Here is a 15,031-nt window from a genome sequence, read left to right as displayed (position 1 = left end):
CTGGTCCCCGTTTCGCTTTTGTTTTTTTACGGCGGCCGGTCTTGCTGTCCATCCTCTACCCGATGAATCCCAACGACCTGACGCCCTCCACCGACGAGCCTGGCATCGTTGTCACGCCGCCCGAAGAGTTGCCGCGCGACGGCGTCGGCCCGCCCGCGCTGCTGCGCGAAGCCAGCCGCCCCGACGAAGCCGCGGGCGACAAGTTCCCGCTGGTGGGCATCGGCGGCTCGGCGGGGTCGTTGGCCGCGTTTGAGCAGTTTTTTCGGGCCATGCCGCCCGACAGCGGCATGGCCTTCGTGGTGGTGACGCACCTGTTGCCCGACCAGCCGTCGGAGTTGCCGCAGGTGCTGCAACGCTTCACCCCGATGCCGGTGCTGGAAGCCGAGGACGGCCTGCGCGTGCGCCCCAACCACGTCTACGTCATTCCGCCCAACCGCGACATGAGCATCCTGCACGGCACGCTGCTGCTGTTTGCGCCCACCCAGCCGCCGGGCCGCCGCCTGCCCATCGACTTCTTTTTTCAGAGCCTGGCCAAGGACGCCCGCGAGCGGGCCGTGTGCGTGGTGTGCTCGGGCCTGGGCACCGACGGCACCCTGGGCCTGAAGATGGTGATGGAAAACTTTGGGATGGTGATGGTGCAGGACCCCGCCACGGCCGAGTACGACGCCATGCCGCGCTCGGCGCTGGCCACCGAGTTTGTGGACTCCGTGCTGCCCGCCGAGCAGCTGCCGGCCAAGCTGCTGCACTACGTGCGGCACCCCGACACGCGCCCCCGCCGCGACGAGCCCGAAAGCGTGAGCAAGCCCGCCCACGCCCTGCAGAAAATTTTCCTGCTCGTTCGGGCCCAGACCGGGCACGACTTTTCTTTCTACAAGCGCAACACGGTGTTTCGGCGCATTGAGCGGCGCATGAATTCGCACCAGATTAAGGAGTTCACCCTCTACGTGCGCTACCTGCAGGAAAACCCCGCCGAAGTAGAGGCCTTGTTCAAGGAATTGCTGATTGGGGTGACCAAGTTTTTCCGCGACCGCGAGGCCTACGATATCCTCAAGGCGCGGCTGCTGCCGCTGCTGCGCCAGAAACCCGCCGACAGCGTGGTGCGCGCGTGGGCGCCGGGCTGCTCCACCGGCGAGGAGGCCTACTCCCTGGCCATGACGCTGCTCGAGTGTCTCGACGGCGTGGACCGCCAGAAGTACCTCAAGCTGCAGATTTTTGCCACTGACATCAACCCCGACGGCATCGAGTTTGCCCGTGCCGGGCTCTACCCCGACAACATCGTGGCCGACGTGAGCCCCGAGCGCCTGCGCCGCTTCTTCACCAAAACCGACGAAGGCTACCGCATCAAGAAAGACGTGCGCGACGCGGTGGTGTTTGCCGTGCACGACCTCAACAAGGACGCGCCCTTCACCAAGCTCGACCTGCTGGTGTGCCGCAACCTGCTCATTTACCTGAGCGCCGAGCTGCAGCGCAACCTCATCCCCGTGTTTCACTACGCCCTCAACCCCAACGGGCTGCTGTTTTTGGGGCCCAGCGAAAACCTCACCGGCTTCCAGGACTTGTTTCAGAGCCTGGACGTGAAGTGGAAGATTTCGCGGCGTACCGACACGCCTTCCTCCGTCACGCGCCTCGCGGCGTTTCCCTTCACCCTGGCCCGGCAGCAAGCCCCTTCCGCGCCCGCATCCGCTTCCGGCTCCATGAACCCGAATTCCGTTCGCAAGGAAGGCACCTTTGCCACCCTGGTGCAGCGCGTGCTGCTGCGCCACTACACCCCGCCCGCCGTGGTCATCAACGGCAAGGGCGAAATCATGTACGTGAACGGCCGCACCGGCCGCTACCTCGAGCCGGCCCCCGGCCTCAGCGGCATGAACATTTTCGACATGGCCCGCGAGGAGCTCAACTACGAGCTGAGCGCGGCCGTGCACAAGGCCGCCGCCACCCGCGAGCCCGTGGTGGCCGACAACGTGAAGCTGCGCCAGGAAACCGGCGTGCAGCTGGTGCGCCTCACGGTGAAGCCCCTGGAGGAAAGCGAGCAGCTAGCCAACCTGCTGCTGGTGGTGTTTGAGGAGCAGCCCACGCCCCAGAAGGTGCGCCTGGGCAAGGCCCGCCTTGCTTCTGACCCCGGCCACGACGCCCAGATTCAGGCCTTGGAAAAGGAGCTGCAATACACCAAGCACCGCCTCCAAACCACCATCGAGGAGATGGAAAGCAGCGTGGAAGAGCTCAAGAGCACCAACGAAGAGCTGCAAAGCGCCAACGAGGAGCTGCAAAGCACCAACGAGGAGGCCATGACCAACAAGGAGGAAATGCAGAGCCTCAACGAGGAGCTGATGACCCTGAACATGCAGTACCTCAGCAAAACCGAGGAGCTGAGCCAGGCCGCCAACGACATGAAGAACCTGCTCGACGCCACGGAGATTGCCACCATCTTCCTCGACAACGACATGGTGATAAAGCGCTTCACGCCCCCGGTGCACCGCATCATCTCGCTGATGCCCGCCGACGTGGGCCGCCCCATCACGCACTTTGCCAGCACCCTGCGCCACCAAAGCCTGGAGAAGGACGTGCAGCAGGTGCTCGACCGCCTGGTGAGCGTGGAAGCCAACATCCAGACCACCCGCGGCGAGTGGTACGCCATGCGCATCCTGCCCTACCGCACCTTGGACAACTACATCAGCGGGGCCGTCATCACCTTCACCGACATCACCGGCCTCAAAACTCTGGAGGCCCAGCTGCAGGAAAGCGCCCGCTTCGCCGAAAGCATCGTGGAAACCATGCGCGAGCCCCTGCTCGTGCTCGACGCCCAGCAGCGCGTGCTGGCCGTCAGCGGCGCATTTGCCGAGCTGTTCGGCCTCGACGCGGCGGCGGTGAAAGGGCAGCCCCTGCGCGAGCTCGACGGCGGCGTGTGGCAGCAGCCCGTGCTGCGCCGCCGCCTCGACGAGGCGCTGGCCCACCCCGGCGCGCCCTTCGAGGACTTTGCCTTCGCGGCCGAATTCCCGCGGGCCGGGCGGCGCGCGTTGCGCCTCTACGGCCGCAGCCTGCTGAGCCACGGCGCGCGCACGGGGCCCCTGCTGCTGGGCGTGCGCGAGGTGCAGGAAGAGTAGCGGGCCGCTACCGGCCGGCCCGATGCGCGGGCGAAAACGCCGTGACCGGGCGGTCGAGCAGGGCGCAGTAGGGGCAGCGCGGGCGGGGCTGGCCCGTGCCGGGCACGCGGTCGGCCGGGGCAATGCTGCGGGCCACGGGGCACTCGTCGTTGTCGTGCCACACGTCGGTGAGGGCGATACCGCGCAGGGGCGAGTAGAAGGGAGGAATACGCATAAGCCGGATACCACGCAAGGGCAGAAAATCGCCTTATTGGTATAAGCAGATATGCTTACCAAACGAGGGGCCCGCGTTTAGGTTGCGGCTTCGTCGAGGGCGCGGCGCACGTCGGGCCAACTAAGCTCGCCGGCCACGTAGCGGTCGTAGAGCTGCTGGGCGAAGGGCGTGGCTTTGGTTTTGAGCCGAGGATGGGTGAGCTGCAGCTGGCGCAGCACGTTGGCGCGCTGCTGCGGCGTCTGGGCGTTGGGGCCGAAACGGGGGTCGAGGGGCATGAGTAGAACGCCGTGAAGGGAAAGGAGTCAGGGCGCCGTACAAATTTCCGACGAGGACTGCCCGCCTGCCAAGGGACGAATACGGATATTGAAAGGGGTAAATACCCAAAGTGTGAGCAGGCGGCGCCGCAGTGGGCGGGCAAAAAAACAGGCCTTCGGGCTACACCCGATGCCCCCGGCGAATAACTTGCCGCTCCCTTCCCCTGGCACCCCGCCCTTCCTCATGCCCGGCTCGCCCTCGCTGCACCTCGACTACCGGCCCGACCTCGACCTGCTCACCGGCCGCTGGCTCTTCGACCCCGACCCCGAACAGCTGCGCCAGGACTACGAAGACCTCCTGAAAGAAGGCCTCTACTGCGGCGCCCAGCGCTGGCTGCTGGACCTGCGCCGCCGCCCGGCCCTGCCCGTGAGCCTGGCCGATTGGATGGAAACCACCTGGATGCCCCACCTCCTAGGCGTGGCGCCGCCCAACCTGCGCATTGCCTTTTGGCTGCCGCCGCAGCGCGAGGTGCTGCGCCGCGCCGCGCCCGCGCTCAACGCCCGCGTGGAAGAAATGCTGCGCCAGCCCGGCGCCTACCGCCTGCGCCTGTTCGAGGACGAGGCCGCCGCCATGGTGTGGCTGCTGGCGCCCGTTGGCGCCTGAGGGCCGGCGCCCGGCACCGGGCCGTGTGTAGCTTTGGCCCCGGCCGTGGTGGCCGTCTTGCCTTTTAGTTGTTGTCCTGTGGAATTCGCTTACCGGCCCGACCTCGACCTCTTCACCGCCCGTTGGCTCAGCCTGACGCAGGCCGCCACCACGCGCGCCGAATACGACTTGCTACTACAAGCCCCTGAGGCCCTGGGCACCCCGCACTGGCTGCTTGATGTGCGCCGCCGGCCCGTCATCACCCTGGAGTCGGCTCGCTGGGTCACGGGGGAGTGGCTGCCCCGCGCCGCCGCCCTGCTGAGCCCCGCGCGCCTGCGGGTGGCCTTTCTGGTGGCCCCCGTGCGGGCCGAAAACCTGCGCGACGACCCCGCCCTGCGCGCCGTGATGGAAGCCGCCTACGCCCCCGGCCACGCCTTCGACCTGCGCACCTTCACCGACGAGGGCGCCGCAGTGGCCTGGCTGCTGGGGCAGTTGGAGTAGGGGCTGTGCCCCACCCGGCACCGGGCTTTGGGCATTGCAATGGCTGCCAGTAGCCAGCCAAGAAAACCCGTGCGGAACTGATTGGACACGTGCGAAAAAAATGAAATAGGGTTTAGGTAAAAGAGGTAGTCTATTGGATGTAAAACGGTCATTTTTAGGCGATAAGGGCATGTTTTGCGTATCTTTCCCGTCCTCTTTCCGCCTGCCATGGCTTCCGACCACACCCCTCCGACTCCGTGGAATGACCCCGCTGACCCTCATGCGGCCCTGCGCGCCCGCGCCGAGCAGCGGCGCTATCTCGTGACGCAAGCCGCTGAACAGCACACGCCCGAGGAGGTGCGGCGGCTGCTGCAGGAGTTGCAGGTGCATCAGATTGAGCTCGAGATGCAGTACGAAGAGCTGCTGCTGGCCCAGGCCGATGCCCAGGCCGCCCGGGCCGAGTACCACGACCTCTACGATTTTGCCCCCATCGGCTACTTCACCCTCAGCCAAACAGGCAAGGTGGAGCAGCTCAACCTGTTTGCCAGCCAGCAGATGAGCTCGGTGCGCCAGCAGCTGGTGAGCCGGCGCTTTGCCCTGTTTGTGGCTCCGGCCGAGCGCATGGCATTCGGGCAGTTTCTGGCCAGGGTGTTTGCCAACGAGGGCACCCAGAGTGCCGAGTTTTCTTTGCAGCGCGAAGACGGTAGCACCTTCTACGCCCAGCTCGAGGGCCTGCGGGTCCAGCGCGCCGACGAGCTGCAGTGCCGCCTGGCCGTGCTGGACATAACGGCCCGCCGCGCGGCCACGCAGCAGCTGGCGGCCAGCGAGGCCAGCTTCCGCAAGCTTTTTGCCGACAGCAACGACGCCGTGGTGCTGCTGCAGGGCCACCAGTTTGTGGATTGCAACGCGGCCGCCCTGCGCTTGCTGGGTGCGCACGCCAAAGAGCAACTGGTGGGCCGGCCCGCCTGGGCCCACGCCCCGGAGCACCAGCCCGGCGGCCAGCGCACCATCGACCTGTTTCGCGAAACCACCGAGGCGGCCATTCGCACGGGCTCGCAACGCTGCGAAGCGCTGATGACCAGGGTAACGGGCGAGGAAATCTGGGTCGAGGCCGTGCTCACGCCCATTGAGCTGGGGGGGCTGCAGCCCTTGGTGCACATTTTGTGGCGCGACGTGACGGCCGCCCGCGCCTCCCGCGAAGAGCTGCGCCTGAGCCAGGAGCGCCTGCAAATGGCCCTGGCCGCGGCCGAAAGTGGCGTGTGGGTGTGGGAGCTGGCGGGCCACCAGCTGTATTGGGACGCCCGGGCGCAGGCCATCTTCGGACTGGAATACAACCCCGCGCCGGTGTCGTTTGAGGTGCTGCGCAGCGCCGTGCACCCGCAGGACCTGATAGAAATGGCAGTGGGGCTCAAACGCTCCCTGGCCGAGCACCGCCCCTTCGACTTGGAATACCGCATTGTGTGGCCCGACGGCACGGTGCGCTACGTGGCCGCGCTGGGCAAGGTGGTGCACGACGAGCGGGGCCACCCGCTGCGCCTCATCGGCATCATGCACGACGTGACGCCCCGCCGCGAAGCCGAAAACGCCCTGCGGCGGGAAAAAGACTTCACCGAAAGCCTGCTCGACAACTCCGTCGATGGCATTCTGGCCCTCGACCGCCACGCCCGCATCACGGCCTGGAACGCCGAGGCGGCCCGCTATTTTGGGCTGGAAGCCGCCGCCGTGCTGGGCCGCCCCCTGTTCGACGTGCTGCCCTCCTTGAGCGAAACCGCCTGCCTCGACGTGAGCCGGGCCCTGGCCGGCGAGCGGGTGACCTGCCTGGCCCAGCCCTTGCTCGTGCGCCCCGGCCACTTCGACGCCTACCTGGTGCCCCTGAAAGACAACGGCGAGGCCGAACCCAGCGGCGTGCTGGCCATCATTCGCGACGTGACCGAGCGCGACCGCCTGGCCGAAGAAGCCACCCAGCTGCGCCTGCGCCAGCAGCAGGAGGTGCTGGCCGCCATTCTGGCCACCCAGGAAACCGAGCGCAAGCGCATTGCCGAGGCCCTGCACAACGGCTTGGGCCAGCTCCTCTACGCCGCCAAGCTCAGCCTGGAAAACCGGGCCGCCCGGCCCGCGGCGCCCGATGCTTCGCTCAAGCTCCTCGACGACGCCATTCGGGCCGCGCGCACCATCTCCTTCGAGCTGACCCCCGGCGTGCTCGAAGACTTTGGCCTGCACACCGCCCTGGAAGCGCTGGTGAAACGCATGGGGCCCACCGGCCTGCCCGTGCGCCTGCACCTGCTGGGCCTGGAGCAGCGCCTGGCCGCGCCGGTCGAAATTGCGGTGTACCGGGTGGTGCAGGAGTTGCTCAACAACGTGATGAAGCACGCCGACGCCACCGAGGCGGTGGTGCACGTGGTGCGCGAAGGCCACCGCCTCGAAGTGAGCGTGGAGGACAACGGCCGCGGCTTCGACCCGAGCACGCTGGCCAGCCAGCCGCTGGCGGGCATTGGCCTTTCGGGGGTGCGCAACCGGGTGGCGCTGCTCGGCGGCGAGCTCAGCATTCAGTCGCGGCTGGGCCAGGGCACCATCGTCAGCTTCGAGCTGAACGTGTGAGGCGCTTTCGGACTGATATTTGCGGCGTTAGCGGCCCGGGAATTTCGGCGACAAAAGCCCGGCGCCGGGCGATGTTTGCGAACCTATTCGCGGGCGCCGTTGTACGTTTGCAGGCACATGGTTCGGCTTTGCCAGCCACACAGTTAGCGTTGTTTTATGCGGTTACACACGTTTACTTCTCGGATGCTGGCGGCGGGCGCCGCCGTGTTGCTGGGCCTAGCCGGCTGCAAACACGACGCCGACTTGGTGGACCCCGAAGGCCCCGTGGTGAAACCCACGGCCTACGTGCTCGACGTGCCCCGCTACTTCCCCACGCTGCCCGCCGAGCCCGCCGACAACCCCCTCACGCAGGAAGGCGTGGCCCTGGGCCGCCAGCTGTTTTATGAGAAAGCACTGTCGCTGAACAGCCAGGTGGCCTGCGCCAGCTGCCACCGCCAGGAGCTGGCCTTCACCGACGGTCTGGCCCGCTCCGTAGGCGTGGCCGGCACCCAGACGCGGCGCAGCTCCATGGCCCTGAGCAACCTGGCTTGGGAGCCTAAGCTGATGTGGGATGGCTCGGCCACCGGCCTCGAAAGCCAGGCCCGCCTGCCTATCGAAAACCCCTTGGAAATGCACCAGAGCCTGAGCGCCGGCGTGGCCCGGCTGCAGGCCACCAGCACCTACCCGGCCCTGTTTCGCAAGGCTTTTGGCAGCAGCACCATCACCGAGGCCAACACCCTCAAGGCCCTGGCGCAGTTTGAGCGCACGCTGGTGTCGAGCAACTCGCGCTACGACCAGTTTCTGAACGGCAACCGCACCGCCCTCACGGCCACCGAGCAGGAGGGCCTGGTGCTCTTCACCACCCACCCCGACCCGCTGAAGCGCATTCGGGGCGGCAACTGCGGCGACTGCCACTCCGGCCCGCTGCAAACCAATCTCACCTTCAGCAACAACGGCCTCGACGCTGCGCTGACGGATTTGGGCCTGGGCGCCATCACCGGCCAGGCCTCCGACAACGGCAAGTTCCGGGTGCCGTCGCTGCGCAACATTGCCCTCACGGCGCCCTACATGCACGACGGCCGCTTCCCCAACCTCGACTCGGTGATGGCCCACTACAACGAGCACGTGGCCCTCGGCACCCCCAACCTCGACCCGCAGATTCAGGTGGCCAGCAACACCGTGGGCGGCACCCGTCTGGACCTGACCAGGGCCGAGAAAGCCAAAATCGTGGCCTTCCTGCGCACCCTCACCGATTCTACCTTCATCCGGGACCCGCGCTTCGCCAAGCCTTAGGCGAGGACGCCCGCCCGCGCGGGGCTTGGTGCGTAAATTTGCGGTTCGGTGCGGCCGTCGGCAATTATGCCGTGTGCTTTGTCACCGCTTGCCTTATGCGTTTTTCCCTTCGCGCCATCTTCTTTTTGGGCTTGTCGGCCAGCTCTCTGCTGCTGAGCAGCTGCGAGCAGCAGAAGCCCGCCACTGCTGCGCCCGCGACCACCACCACGCCCGCCACCGCCGAAGCCCGCTACGAGTGCCCGATGGGCTGCGCCGGCAGCCAAAGCAGCAAGCCCGGCAAGTGCCCCACCTGCGGCATGGACCTGGAAAAAAAGTCGTAAACATACAGCTGGGCAGGATTCTGAAGGTTTTGGTCGCAATTGTATGTGCTGGCCAGGTCAGCCGCGGGTAATTTTGAGGCGCTGTTTGGGGTTATGCTTCCAGCGGCCGGCCGCTTCGTGCCGGCGTTCACCTTCAATTTGCTTCGTCATGTCCACGCTTCGTTTCAAAACCACCATCAACTGCGGCGGCTGCATAAAGGCCGTGACGCCCTCGCTCAATCGCGAAGTAGGCGCCGATAACTGGCAGGTCGACACCGCCAACCCCGATAAAATCCTCACCGTGACCGCCGCACAGGCCACCGCCAGCCAGGTGGTGAAAGCCGTGCAGGACGCTGGGTTTGAGATTCAGCCTTTGGCGCAGTAAGCGCCGTGTCTGGTAATAAACAAAAAAGGCGCTTCCGATTCGGAAGCGCCTTTTTTGTTTGTTCTGTGAGGCTATTGCACCACTACTTTGCGGCTGGTGAGCTGGTCGCCCACCTGCAGCTTCACGAGGTAGGCGCCGGCGGGCAGATTGCCCAGCGGAAACTGCTGCGCGCCGCTCTGCTCGGCCGCGGCCAGGGAGCGCACGCGCTGGCCCAGGGCGTTGTACACGGCCAGCGACACCGGCTGCCGGCCGGCCGGCACGGTGTAGGCCACCGTGGAGGACGCCGCCGAAGCCGGGTTGGGGTACACTTGGAAATCGAGCCCGCTGGCCACGGCGTTGCGGTTGGCCAGCACGCCCGTGCCCAGCGCAAACGCCACCGCCTGCGTGCCGGCAATGGCCGAGAAGTCGGGGTTGCTGCCGAAGGCCGTGGTGCGGCCCGCCACTTGCGGAATCACGTCGGCGGTGACGAAGTTGCCGTTGCTGTCGGTGAAGGCCGCAAATAGGTCGAGGCGGCTACCGGCGCCCAGCGTGGTACTGCCGTTGTTGAGCACCGACAGCGGAATCTCAATTTCTACGCCCGTGTTGGTGGTGTTGGCGGCCAGCGACACGGTGTTGGTGTAGGCGAAGCGCGTGCCGGTGAGCACGGCCGTGGTGGCCGTTACCACGGTGCCGCTCTTGTTGCCCTGGCCCACGTAGGGGTCGGTGCCCACGGGCGAGGTGCCCGTGCCCGTCACGTACGAGACGGCGCTGAAGTACACGTCGCCGGCGCTGGGTCCCACTACGCACCGGATGCCGTAATCGACCTGCAGGTCGAGGGTGGGGCGGTGGGCCAGGGGCGAGCCCGTGTCGAGGCCGCCGGGCAGCTGAGTGCCGGCCGGCACGCCCGAGCGCGCCGGGGTGTTGAAGTAGAGAATAAACGAGCGGTAGGCCCCCGCCGTCGATGATTCGCCCGAGCCCACCAGCATCAGGTTGAGCGTGGTGGCGGTGTAGCCCACGTACATGGATTTCAGACCGCGGTCGGTGTCGAGGTGCGTGCCGGTGTAGGAGCCGGCCAGCTGGTATTTGCCCACGCCCGTGCCGATTTCAGCCGCCGAAGCCACGCCGTCGACCGTGAACTGGGCGCTGGCGGTGAGCGAGGCCGCCGTGAGGGCACCCATCGCAAGGAGAGTAAGTAAGGGTTTCATGGGAATTTGGGTGTAAAAGTGAAAAAATAGAATGTGGGTTAGGTAAAAAGTGACAAAGCCGAGCGTTGGTTTTTACAGCTGCACGATTTTGTGGAACTCTGTGTGGTTGCCCAGTGAGATTTTCAACAGATAGGTGCCGGCGGGCAGGTTGGGCGCCTCCCACTGCACTGCCTGGGCGCCGGCTGGCAGACGCCTTGGGGCTTCGGCTCGCAGCAGCTGCCCCGTAAGGCTGAACAGCGTCAGCTGCACGGTTTCGGCCTTTTCCAAGGCCAGGCGGATGGTGCGCGCGCCGGTGGTGGGGTTGGGGTACACTTGCGCCACCGCCCGGGCTGCGGCCGCCGCGGGCGTGGTCGCCGACACGGCCGTGGCCACAAACTCCACGTCGTCGAGGCTGGCCGTTTCGTTGGCGTGGGCGTCGGAGCGCAGGCCGATTTCGCACTGCCCGTTCGTGACCACGATGCCCGGCACTTCCACGCGCTCCCAGTTGCCGGTGGCGGGCAGGGTGGTGGCCCGCTCGCTGCCGCCAAAGCCGTTGGCGTAGAGCTGGCACTGGGTTTGGCCGCCGCTGCTCTGGCCCCAGGCGCGCAGGGTGTAGGTGCCGTTGGGCAGGTTGGTGAGCAGCTGCGAGGTGCGCACCTGGTAGGCCGTGGCGCGCTGGTGGCCCAGCTGGTAGGAGCTGGAATAGCCGTAAAACTGCGTCAGGTCGGCGTCGGCGTCGCCGGTGGTGGTCCAGCCCAGCACGGTTTGGGTGGCGCCGGTGTACTCGAAGCCAGGATTGTAGACGAGGCCGCGAGCCGGCGGATTATCCAGAAACGAGCTGAGTGCCACGGTGGGGCGGCCGCTGCTGGCCCACATACCCAGGCCGTAGTTCATCCAGTTGTAGGCCTGCGGCTCCCAGTAGAGCACGCCCAGGCCCTTGCCGCCCGGCACGGCGCGCACCTTGGCCAGCAGGTCGAGCAGCATTTGCTGGGTTGGGATGGGGCGGTTGGCGGGCATGCCGGTTTCCACCACCATCACCTCTTTGCCGGGATAGCGCGTCACCATGTCGTTCATATTGGTCTGAATCTGCGCATTAAGCGTGGGCCAGTTCACGTCGGTAGGGTAGTGCGACATGCCGATGACGTCGAAGCGCGCGCCTTTCAGCACCAGGTCGTCGAACACGTTGCGGAAGTAGGCGTTGTTGAAGCCGTTGGCAATGTGCACGATGACCTTGCTCGTGGGGTTCACGGCCTTCACGGCGGCGTAGCCCCGGTCAATAATCTGGGCGAAGTTCTGCGGGTTGAGGGAGCGGCGGCCGTCGGGCCACAGCATGCCGTCGTTGGTTTCGTTGCCCACCTGCACCCACTCGGGCACGATGTTGTTGTCCTTCAGCGAGTCCAGCACGTCGTAGGTGTGGTTGTACACGTCGGTCAGCAGCTGGCTGAAAGAGTGGCCGGCCCAGGCCGCGGGCTTGGTTTGCTGGCCGGGGTCGGCCCAACTGTCGCTGTAGTGGAAGTCAATCATGAGCCGAAAGCCCAGGTTGCGGGCCCGAATGGCTTTGGCGATGACGTCGTTTTTGCCGTTCCAGCCGCCGGCCGGGTTCACCCACACGCGCAGCCGGATGGCGTTCATGTCGTGGTCGCGCAACAGGCGGAATAAGTCCTGTTGCACACCGGCCTCGTTGTAGAACAAGTAGTTGGCCCGCTCCATCTCCGTCACCCAGCTGATGTCGGCGCCTTTGGCGAAGGGAGCCGGCGTTTGCGCCTCGGCGGCCGGAATTGTCCCGCTCCAAACGGCCAGCAAGGCCAGGAGCAGGAAGTAGCGTACTCGTTTCGTCATGTCCGGAAGGGTGAAAGGCGCCCGCGTGGCCCACTAACAGGGTAAGAGGGCAAAGGGAGTTGAATTTACGAATTTTTAGTGCAAAAGATTGTGCTTATTGCAAAGAAAGCTGCTTTGTTCGGTGATTTATCGCAAGCTGACAGTTTCAATATCCAGATGTAGCGGCGCCGCTGGGGCCGTCCCCGACTCCCATACTACTTGCAGCACTTCCGCATCGGCGAGTCGGAACGCCGGTGCGGCAGCCGGCTGGTATTGCAGCGCATTGAAACCGGGGTAGGGGCGGGGCATGAGCAGCAGCGCATCGGGCCGGAAGGCGCTGAGCGGAATGCGCACGTCCTGTAGCTCCGCACCCAGCGGCAGCGGGGCCGAGTACGTCACGGCATCTTTCGTAGTAAGCGTCACCTTGGCACTGGCGCCGGGCTGGCTGCTGCGGGCCCGCACCACCACCTCCGTGAAGCCTGCCAAATCGGCCTGCCGCCCCGCCAGCTTATCACCAAAAAACGCCCGCAGGCTCGCGGCCGGGCCCATGGCAGCGGGCTGACCGGCGCGGGGCGGCCCCTGCACCAGGCGCAGCGCCAGCGTGCCGGCCGGCGTGGTCACGTAGTCGGTCCAGGCGTTGTTGGCCACGCCGCGGGCCTCAACCTGCTCCTGGTCGCGGCTGGCCACAAACAGCGGCAGCGGCGTGCCTGTGGCTACAATGGGCACTTCCCAATGCTCGGCGTGGGCGTAGTCCCAGTCGCGCGGCTGGCCAGCGTAGCCGCCGGGAAAAGTCAGCGTTTGCGCACCTTTTTTCAACACCAACCAGTAGCGCAGCTGGCCAGGGTAGAGCAGGTCGGCGGGTACGGTGGCTTCGTAGGTGGCGTAAGCGGGGCTGCTGGTGGGCAGCGTGCGGGTGCGGCCGTAGTAGTGCTGAGCCACCAGCAGCACGCTGTCGGCGGGGCCCACCCCGCTGATGAGGGCGCGCAGGCGCAAAGGCTGCCCGGCCGCGGCCTGCACCGGCGGCGTGTGGCGCACCTGCGCGCCCAGCGTGCTGGGCGCAGGGGCAACAAATTCGCCCAGCAGAAGATGATTGAATGCGGTTTTGGCCGTGTAGGCCGCCGTCGACTTGCCCGCGGCGGCCAGCAGGTACACGCCGGGGCGCACGCTGACGCGGCCCTCCGCGGCCTGAGCCTGCGCGGTGTTTCCCTCGTTCAGGCCTTTGAGGGAGAAACTACTTCCCAGGTCGCTCAGCGATACTTGCAAGGGCTGCTCGTTCCACAGAATCTGCGTCACGGCTTTGCTCAGGGAGGCTTTTTCAAACGGGTCGCGGATGGGCAGGGCGTCGGGCATCACCTCCAAGCGCCACACGCCGGGCGCCAGGCGGTCGAGGAAATAGGCGCCCAGCCCGCCGTAGCGCACCACTGTTGAGGAGCCCACGCCAGCCACGTGGCGCAGCTTGCCGGGCTGCTTGGGGGCGGCAGCGGTGCTGGCGGTGTAATAGAACTCTTCGGGCGTGTTCAGCTGGCTCAGCTGGCGGCGGTAGCTCACCAGAAAGTCGCCAAACACGGAATCCTGCGGGTAGCGCCCGAAGCTCTGCCCACGCTTCACCGTCCGGAACGCCTGGCCAGCGATGAGCAGGCTGATGGCCTTGGCCGGCGTGTAGGCCAGGTTCAGGTAGTGGGTTTGGTACTCGGTATTGGCGTAGGCAATGGCCAGCGGGTCGTAGGCAAACTGCGTGGCCCACTGAAAACCGGCCTCGCGGAAGCTGCGGGCCATCATCGGGTACATCACGGGCTGAATGATGTCGGCCGACTCGAACTCATACACCATCCTGGCCTTGCTGGTGAAGCGCGGGTCCGTGCGGTAGGGAATAGGGTACTGGTCGACGTAGGGCAGGAAGTTGCCGCGCAGCGCGTGGTTGGCCACCAGCCCCTGCGGGTACCACTGAAAAGTCAGCCCGTCGACTTTGGCGTTGAGCACGGCCTCGTACACGTCGGGGTTTTCCGACACGTTGTAGAACACCGGCTTGCGGCAGCCCGTGGCCCGAATGGCGGCGGCCATGCGGTTAGCGAAGCTCGTGACTTCGCTTTCGGGCTTGTGGTAGCGCGGCTCGTTGCACACCTCAAAGGCCAGAATGTTGGCGTCTTCGCGGTTGAGGGTTTTCGTGTAGGAGTTGCGGTGGTTGAGAAACTGCGTGAGGTAACGCTCCTGCGCCGCAATGGCGCGCGGGTTGGTGTAGGCCTCGCCCTTGGAGAAAATGCTGGAAAAGCCGGTGCCGGTGTCCGGCTCGGGGTAGCCGTTGTTCCAGTAGGCAATGGGCGTGAGGATGATGCGGATACCGCGCTGCTTAAGTTCATTCACCAGAAAGTCGAGCAGGCGCAGGTGCTCGTTTTCGAGCAGGTTGCCCACCGTGTCGGTGATTTCCACGTCCCACACGTGCACCCGGAAAGCGTCCACGCCCAGCCGGCTCAGGTGGTACACGTCCTGCCGAATGGCCTGCTCGTGGTTGACGCCCAGCTTTTGCAGCGCCCGGTAAGAATAGGCGAAGGGCGCGGTGTAGTTCACGCCAAACAGGGCCACTTCCTGCCGGCCTTTCTGCCAGCGCAGCACGCCGTTTTTATCCACGAATACCTCGCCATCGGGCTGTTTGGGGGCTTTTTGCGCCAGCAAGGGCACCGTGACAGCCAGGAAAAAAAGGAAGAAAAGCAGCAGCGTACGGCGTTGCGTCATGGGACAGGAAAAGGGAGAAAAACGGCCGGCAGGAAAGCCGACAGAAGTACCGGAACCGCTTGCGCCGGCAAACG

Annotated in this window: 12 protein-coding genes; 7 read left to right on the top strand and 5 right to left on the bottom strand. The window is 65.9% G+C overall.

The window, feature by feature from the left end:
* The first annotated feature begins 62 nt into the window (after positions 1-62).
* The gene (locus MUN81_RS16525) at positions 63-3,101 is read left to right on the top strand and encodes a CheR family methyltransferase (protein WP_245112367.1); all 3,039 of its coding nucleotides are present in this window, start codon (positions 63-65) and stop codon (positions 3,099-3,101) included.
* 7 nt (positions 3,102-3,108) lie between these two features.
* On the opposite strand, the gene MUN81_RS16520 is transcribed toward MUN81_RS16525, so the two are convergent.
* On the bottom strand, positions 3,109-3,315 hold the full coding sequence (locus tag MUN81_RS16520) for a hypothetical protein (RefSeq protein ID WP_190923288.1): 207 nt from the start codon (positions 3,313-3,315) through the stop codon (positions 3,109-3,111).
* Positions 3,316-3,392: 77 nt separating this feature from the next.
* Positions 3,393-3,590, bottom strand: a complete 198-nt coding sequence (locus tag MUN81_RS16515) for a hypothetical protein (protein WP_245112366.1) — start codon at positions 3,588-3,590, stop codon at positions 3,393-3,395.
* Positions 3,591-3,813: 223 nt separating this feature from the next.
* Between MUN81_RS16515 and MUN81_RS16510 the strand changes: the two genes are divergently transcribed.
* The 6 genes from MUN81_RS16510 (at position 3,814) to MUN81_RS16485 (ending at position 9,246) form a co-directional block, all read left to right on the top strand.
* Complete coding sequence (locus MUN81_RS16510; protein ID WP_245112364.1) at positions 3,814-4,233, top strand: hypothetical protein; 420 nt, start codon at positions 3,814-3,816, stop codon at positions 4,231-4,233.
* Between the two features lie 78 nt (positions 4,234-4,311).
* Positions 4,312-4,713 (top strand): hypothetical protein, encoded by a 402-nt coding sequence (locus tag MUN81_RS16505; RefSeq protein WP_245112363.1) that lies wholly within the window; start codon positions 4,312-4,314, stop codon positions 4,711-4,713.
* 207 nt (positions 4,714-4,920) lie between these two features.
* Positions 4,921-7,290, top strand: a complete 2,370-nt coding sequence (locus MUN81_RS16500; protein ID WP_245112362.1) for a PAS domain S-box protein — start codon at positions 4,921-4,923, stop codon at positions 7,288-7,290.
* A 156-nt stretch (positions 7,291-7,446) separates the two neighbouring features.
* Complete coding sequence (locus tag MUN81_RS16495) at positions 7,447-8,562, top strand: cytochrome c peroxidase (RefSeq protein ID WP_245112361.1); 1,116 nt, start codon at positions 7,447-7,449, stop codon at positions 8,560-8,562.
* Positions 8,563-8,657: 95 nt separating this feature from the next.
* A complete protein-coding gene (locus MUN81_RS16490; RefSeq protein WP_245112359.1) occupies positions 8,658-8,882 on the top strand; it encodes a heavy metal-binding domain-containing protein in 225 nt (74 codons plus the stop codon).
* 148 nt (positions 8,883-9,030) lie between these two features.
* Positions 9,031-9,246, top strand: coding sequence for a heavy-metal-associated domain-containing protein (locus tag MUN81_RS16485; RefSeq protein WP_245112357.1), 216 nt, complete (start codon positions 9,031-9,033; stop codon positions 9,244-9,246).
* Positions 9,247-9,317: 71 nt separating this feature from the next.
* On the opposite strand, the gene MUN81_RS16480 is transcribed toward MUN81_RS16485, so the two are convergent.
* From MUN81_RS16480 to MUN81_RS16470, 3 genes are all read right to left on the bottom strand, one after another.
* Complete coding sequence (locus MUN81_RS16480; RefSeq protein ID WP_245112355.1) at positions 9,318-10,430, bottom strand: T9SS type A sorting domain-containing protein; 1,113 nt, start codon at positions 10,428-10,430, stop codon at positions 9,318-9,320.
* A gap of 72 nt (positions 10,431-10,502) precedes the next feature.
* Positions 10,503-12,248 (bottom strand): glycosyl hydrolase 53 family protein, encoded by a 1,746-nt coding sequence (locus MUN81_RS16475; protein ID WP_245112341.1) that lies wholly within the window; start codon positions 12,246-12,248, stop codon positions 10,503-10,505.
* A gap of 126 nt (positions 12,249-12,374) precedes the next feature.
* On the bottom strand, positions 12,375-14,957 hold the full coding sequence (locus tag MUN81_RS16470; protein WP_245112340.1) for a cellulase family glycosylhydrolase: 2,583 nt from the start codon (positions 14,955-14,957) through the stop codon (positions 12,375-12,377).
* Positions 14,958-15,031: the final 74 nt, after the last annotated feature.

Source organism: Hymenobacter sp. 5317J-9, from assembly GCF_022921075.1.
Taxonomy (GTDB): domain Bacteria; phylum Bacteroidota; class Bacteroidia; order Cytophagales; family Hymenobacteraceae; genus Hymenobacter.
Note: the sequence above shows the minus strand (reverse complement) of the source record. Positions and strands in the feature narration are given on the sequence as shown.

Excerpts from the sequence above, each read along its gene's own strand:
- MUN81_RS16525 (WP_245112367.1), top strand. The coding sequence starts at position 63 with ATGAATCCCAACGACCTGACGCCCTCCACCGACGAGCCTGGCATCGTT.
- MUN81_RS16520 (WP_190923288.1), bottom strand. The coding sequence starts at position 3,315 with ATGCGTATTCCTCCCTTCTACTCGCCCCTGCGCGGTATCGCCCTCACC.
- MUN81_RS16515 (WP_245112366.1), bottom strand. The coding sequence starts at position 3,590 with ATGCCCCTCGACCCCCGTTTCGGCCCCAACGCCCAGACGCCGCAGCAG.
- MUN81_RS16510 (WP_245112364.1), top strand. The coding sequence starts at position 3,814 with ATGCCCGGCTCGCCCTCGCTGCACCTCGACTACCGGCCCGACCTCGAC.
- MUN81_RS16500 (WP_245112362.1), top strand. The coding sequence starts at position 4,921 with ATGGCTTCCGACCACACCCCTCCGACTCCGTGGAATGACCCCGCTGAC.
- MUN81_RS16495 (WP_245112361.1), top strand. The coding sequence starts at position 7,447 with ATGCGGTTACACACGTTTACTTCTCGGATGCTGGCGGCGGGCGCCGCC.
- MUN81_RS16490 (WP_245112359.1), top strand. The coding sequence starts at position 8,658 with ATGCGTTTTTCCCTTCGCGCCATCTTCTTTTTGGGCTTGTCGGCCAGC.
- MUN81_RS16485 (WP_245112357.1), top strand. The coding sequence starts at position 9,031 with ATGTCCACGCTTCGTTTCAAAACCACCATCAACTGCGGCGGCTGCATA.
- MUN81_RS16480 (WP_245112355.1), bottom strand. The coding sequence starts at position 10,430 with ATGAAACCCTTACTTACTCTCCTTGCGATGGGTGCCCTCACGGCGGCC.
- MUN81_RS16475 (WP_245112341.1), bottom strand. The coding sequence starts at position 12,248 with ATGACGAAACGAGTACGCTACTTCCTGCTCCTGGCCTTGCTGGCCGTT.
- MUN81_RS16470 (WP_245112340.1), bottom strand. The coding sequence starts at position 14,957 with ATGACGCAACGCCGTACGCTGCTGCTTTTCTTCCTTTTTTTCCTGGCT.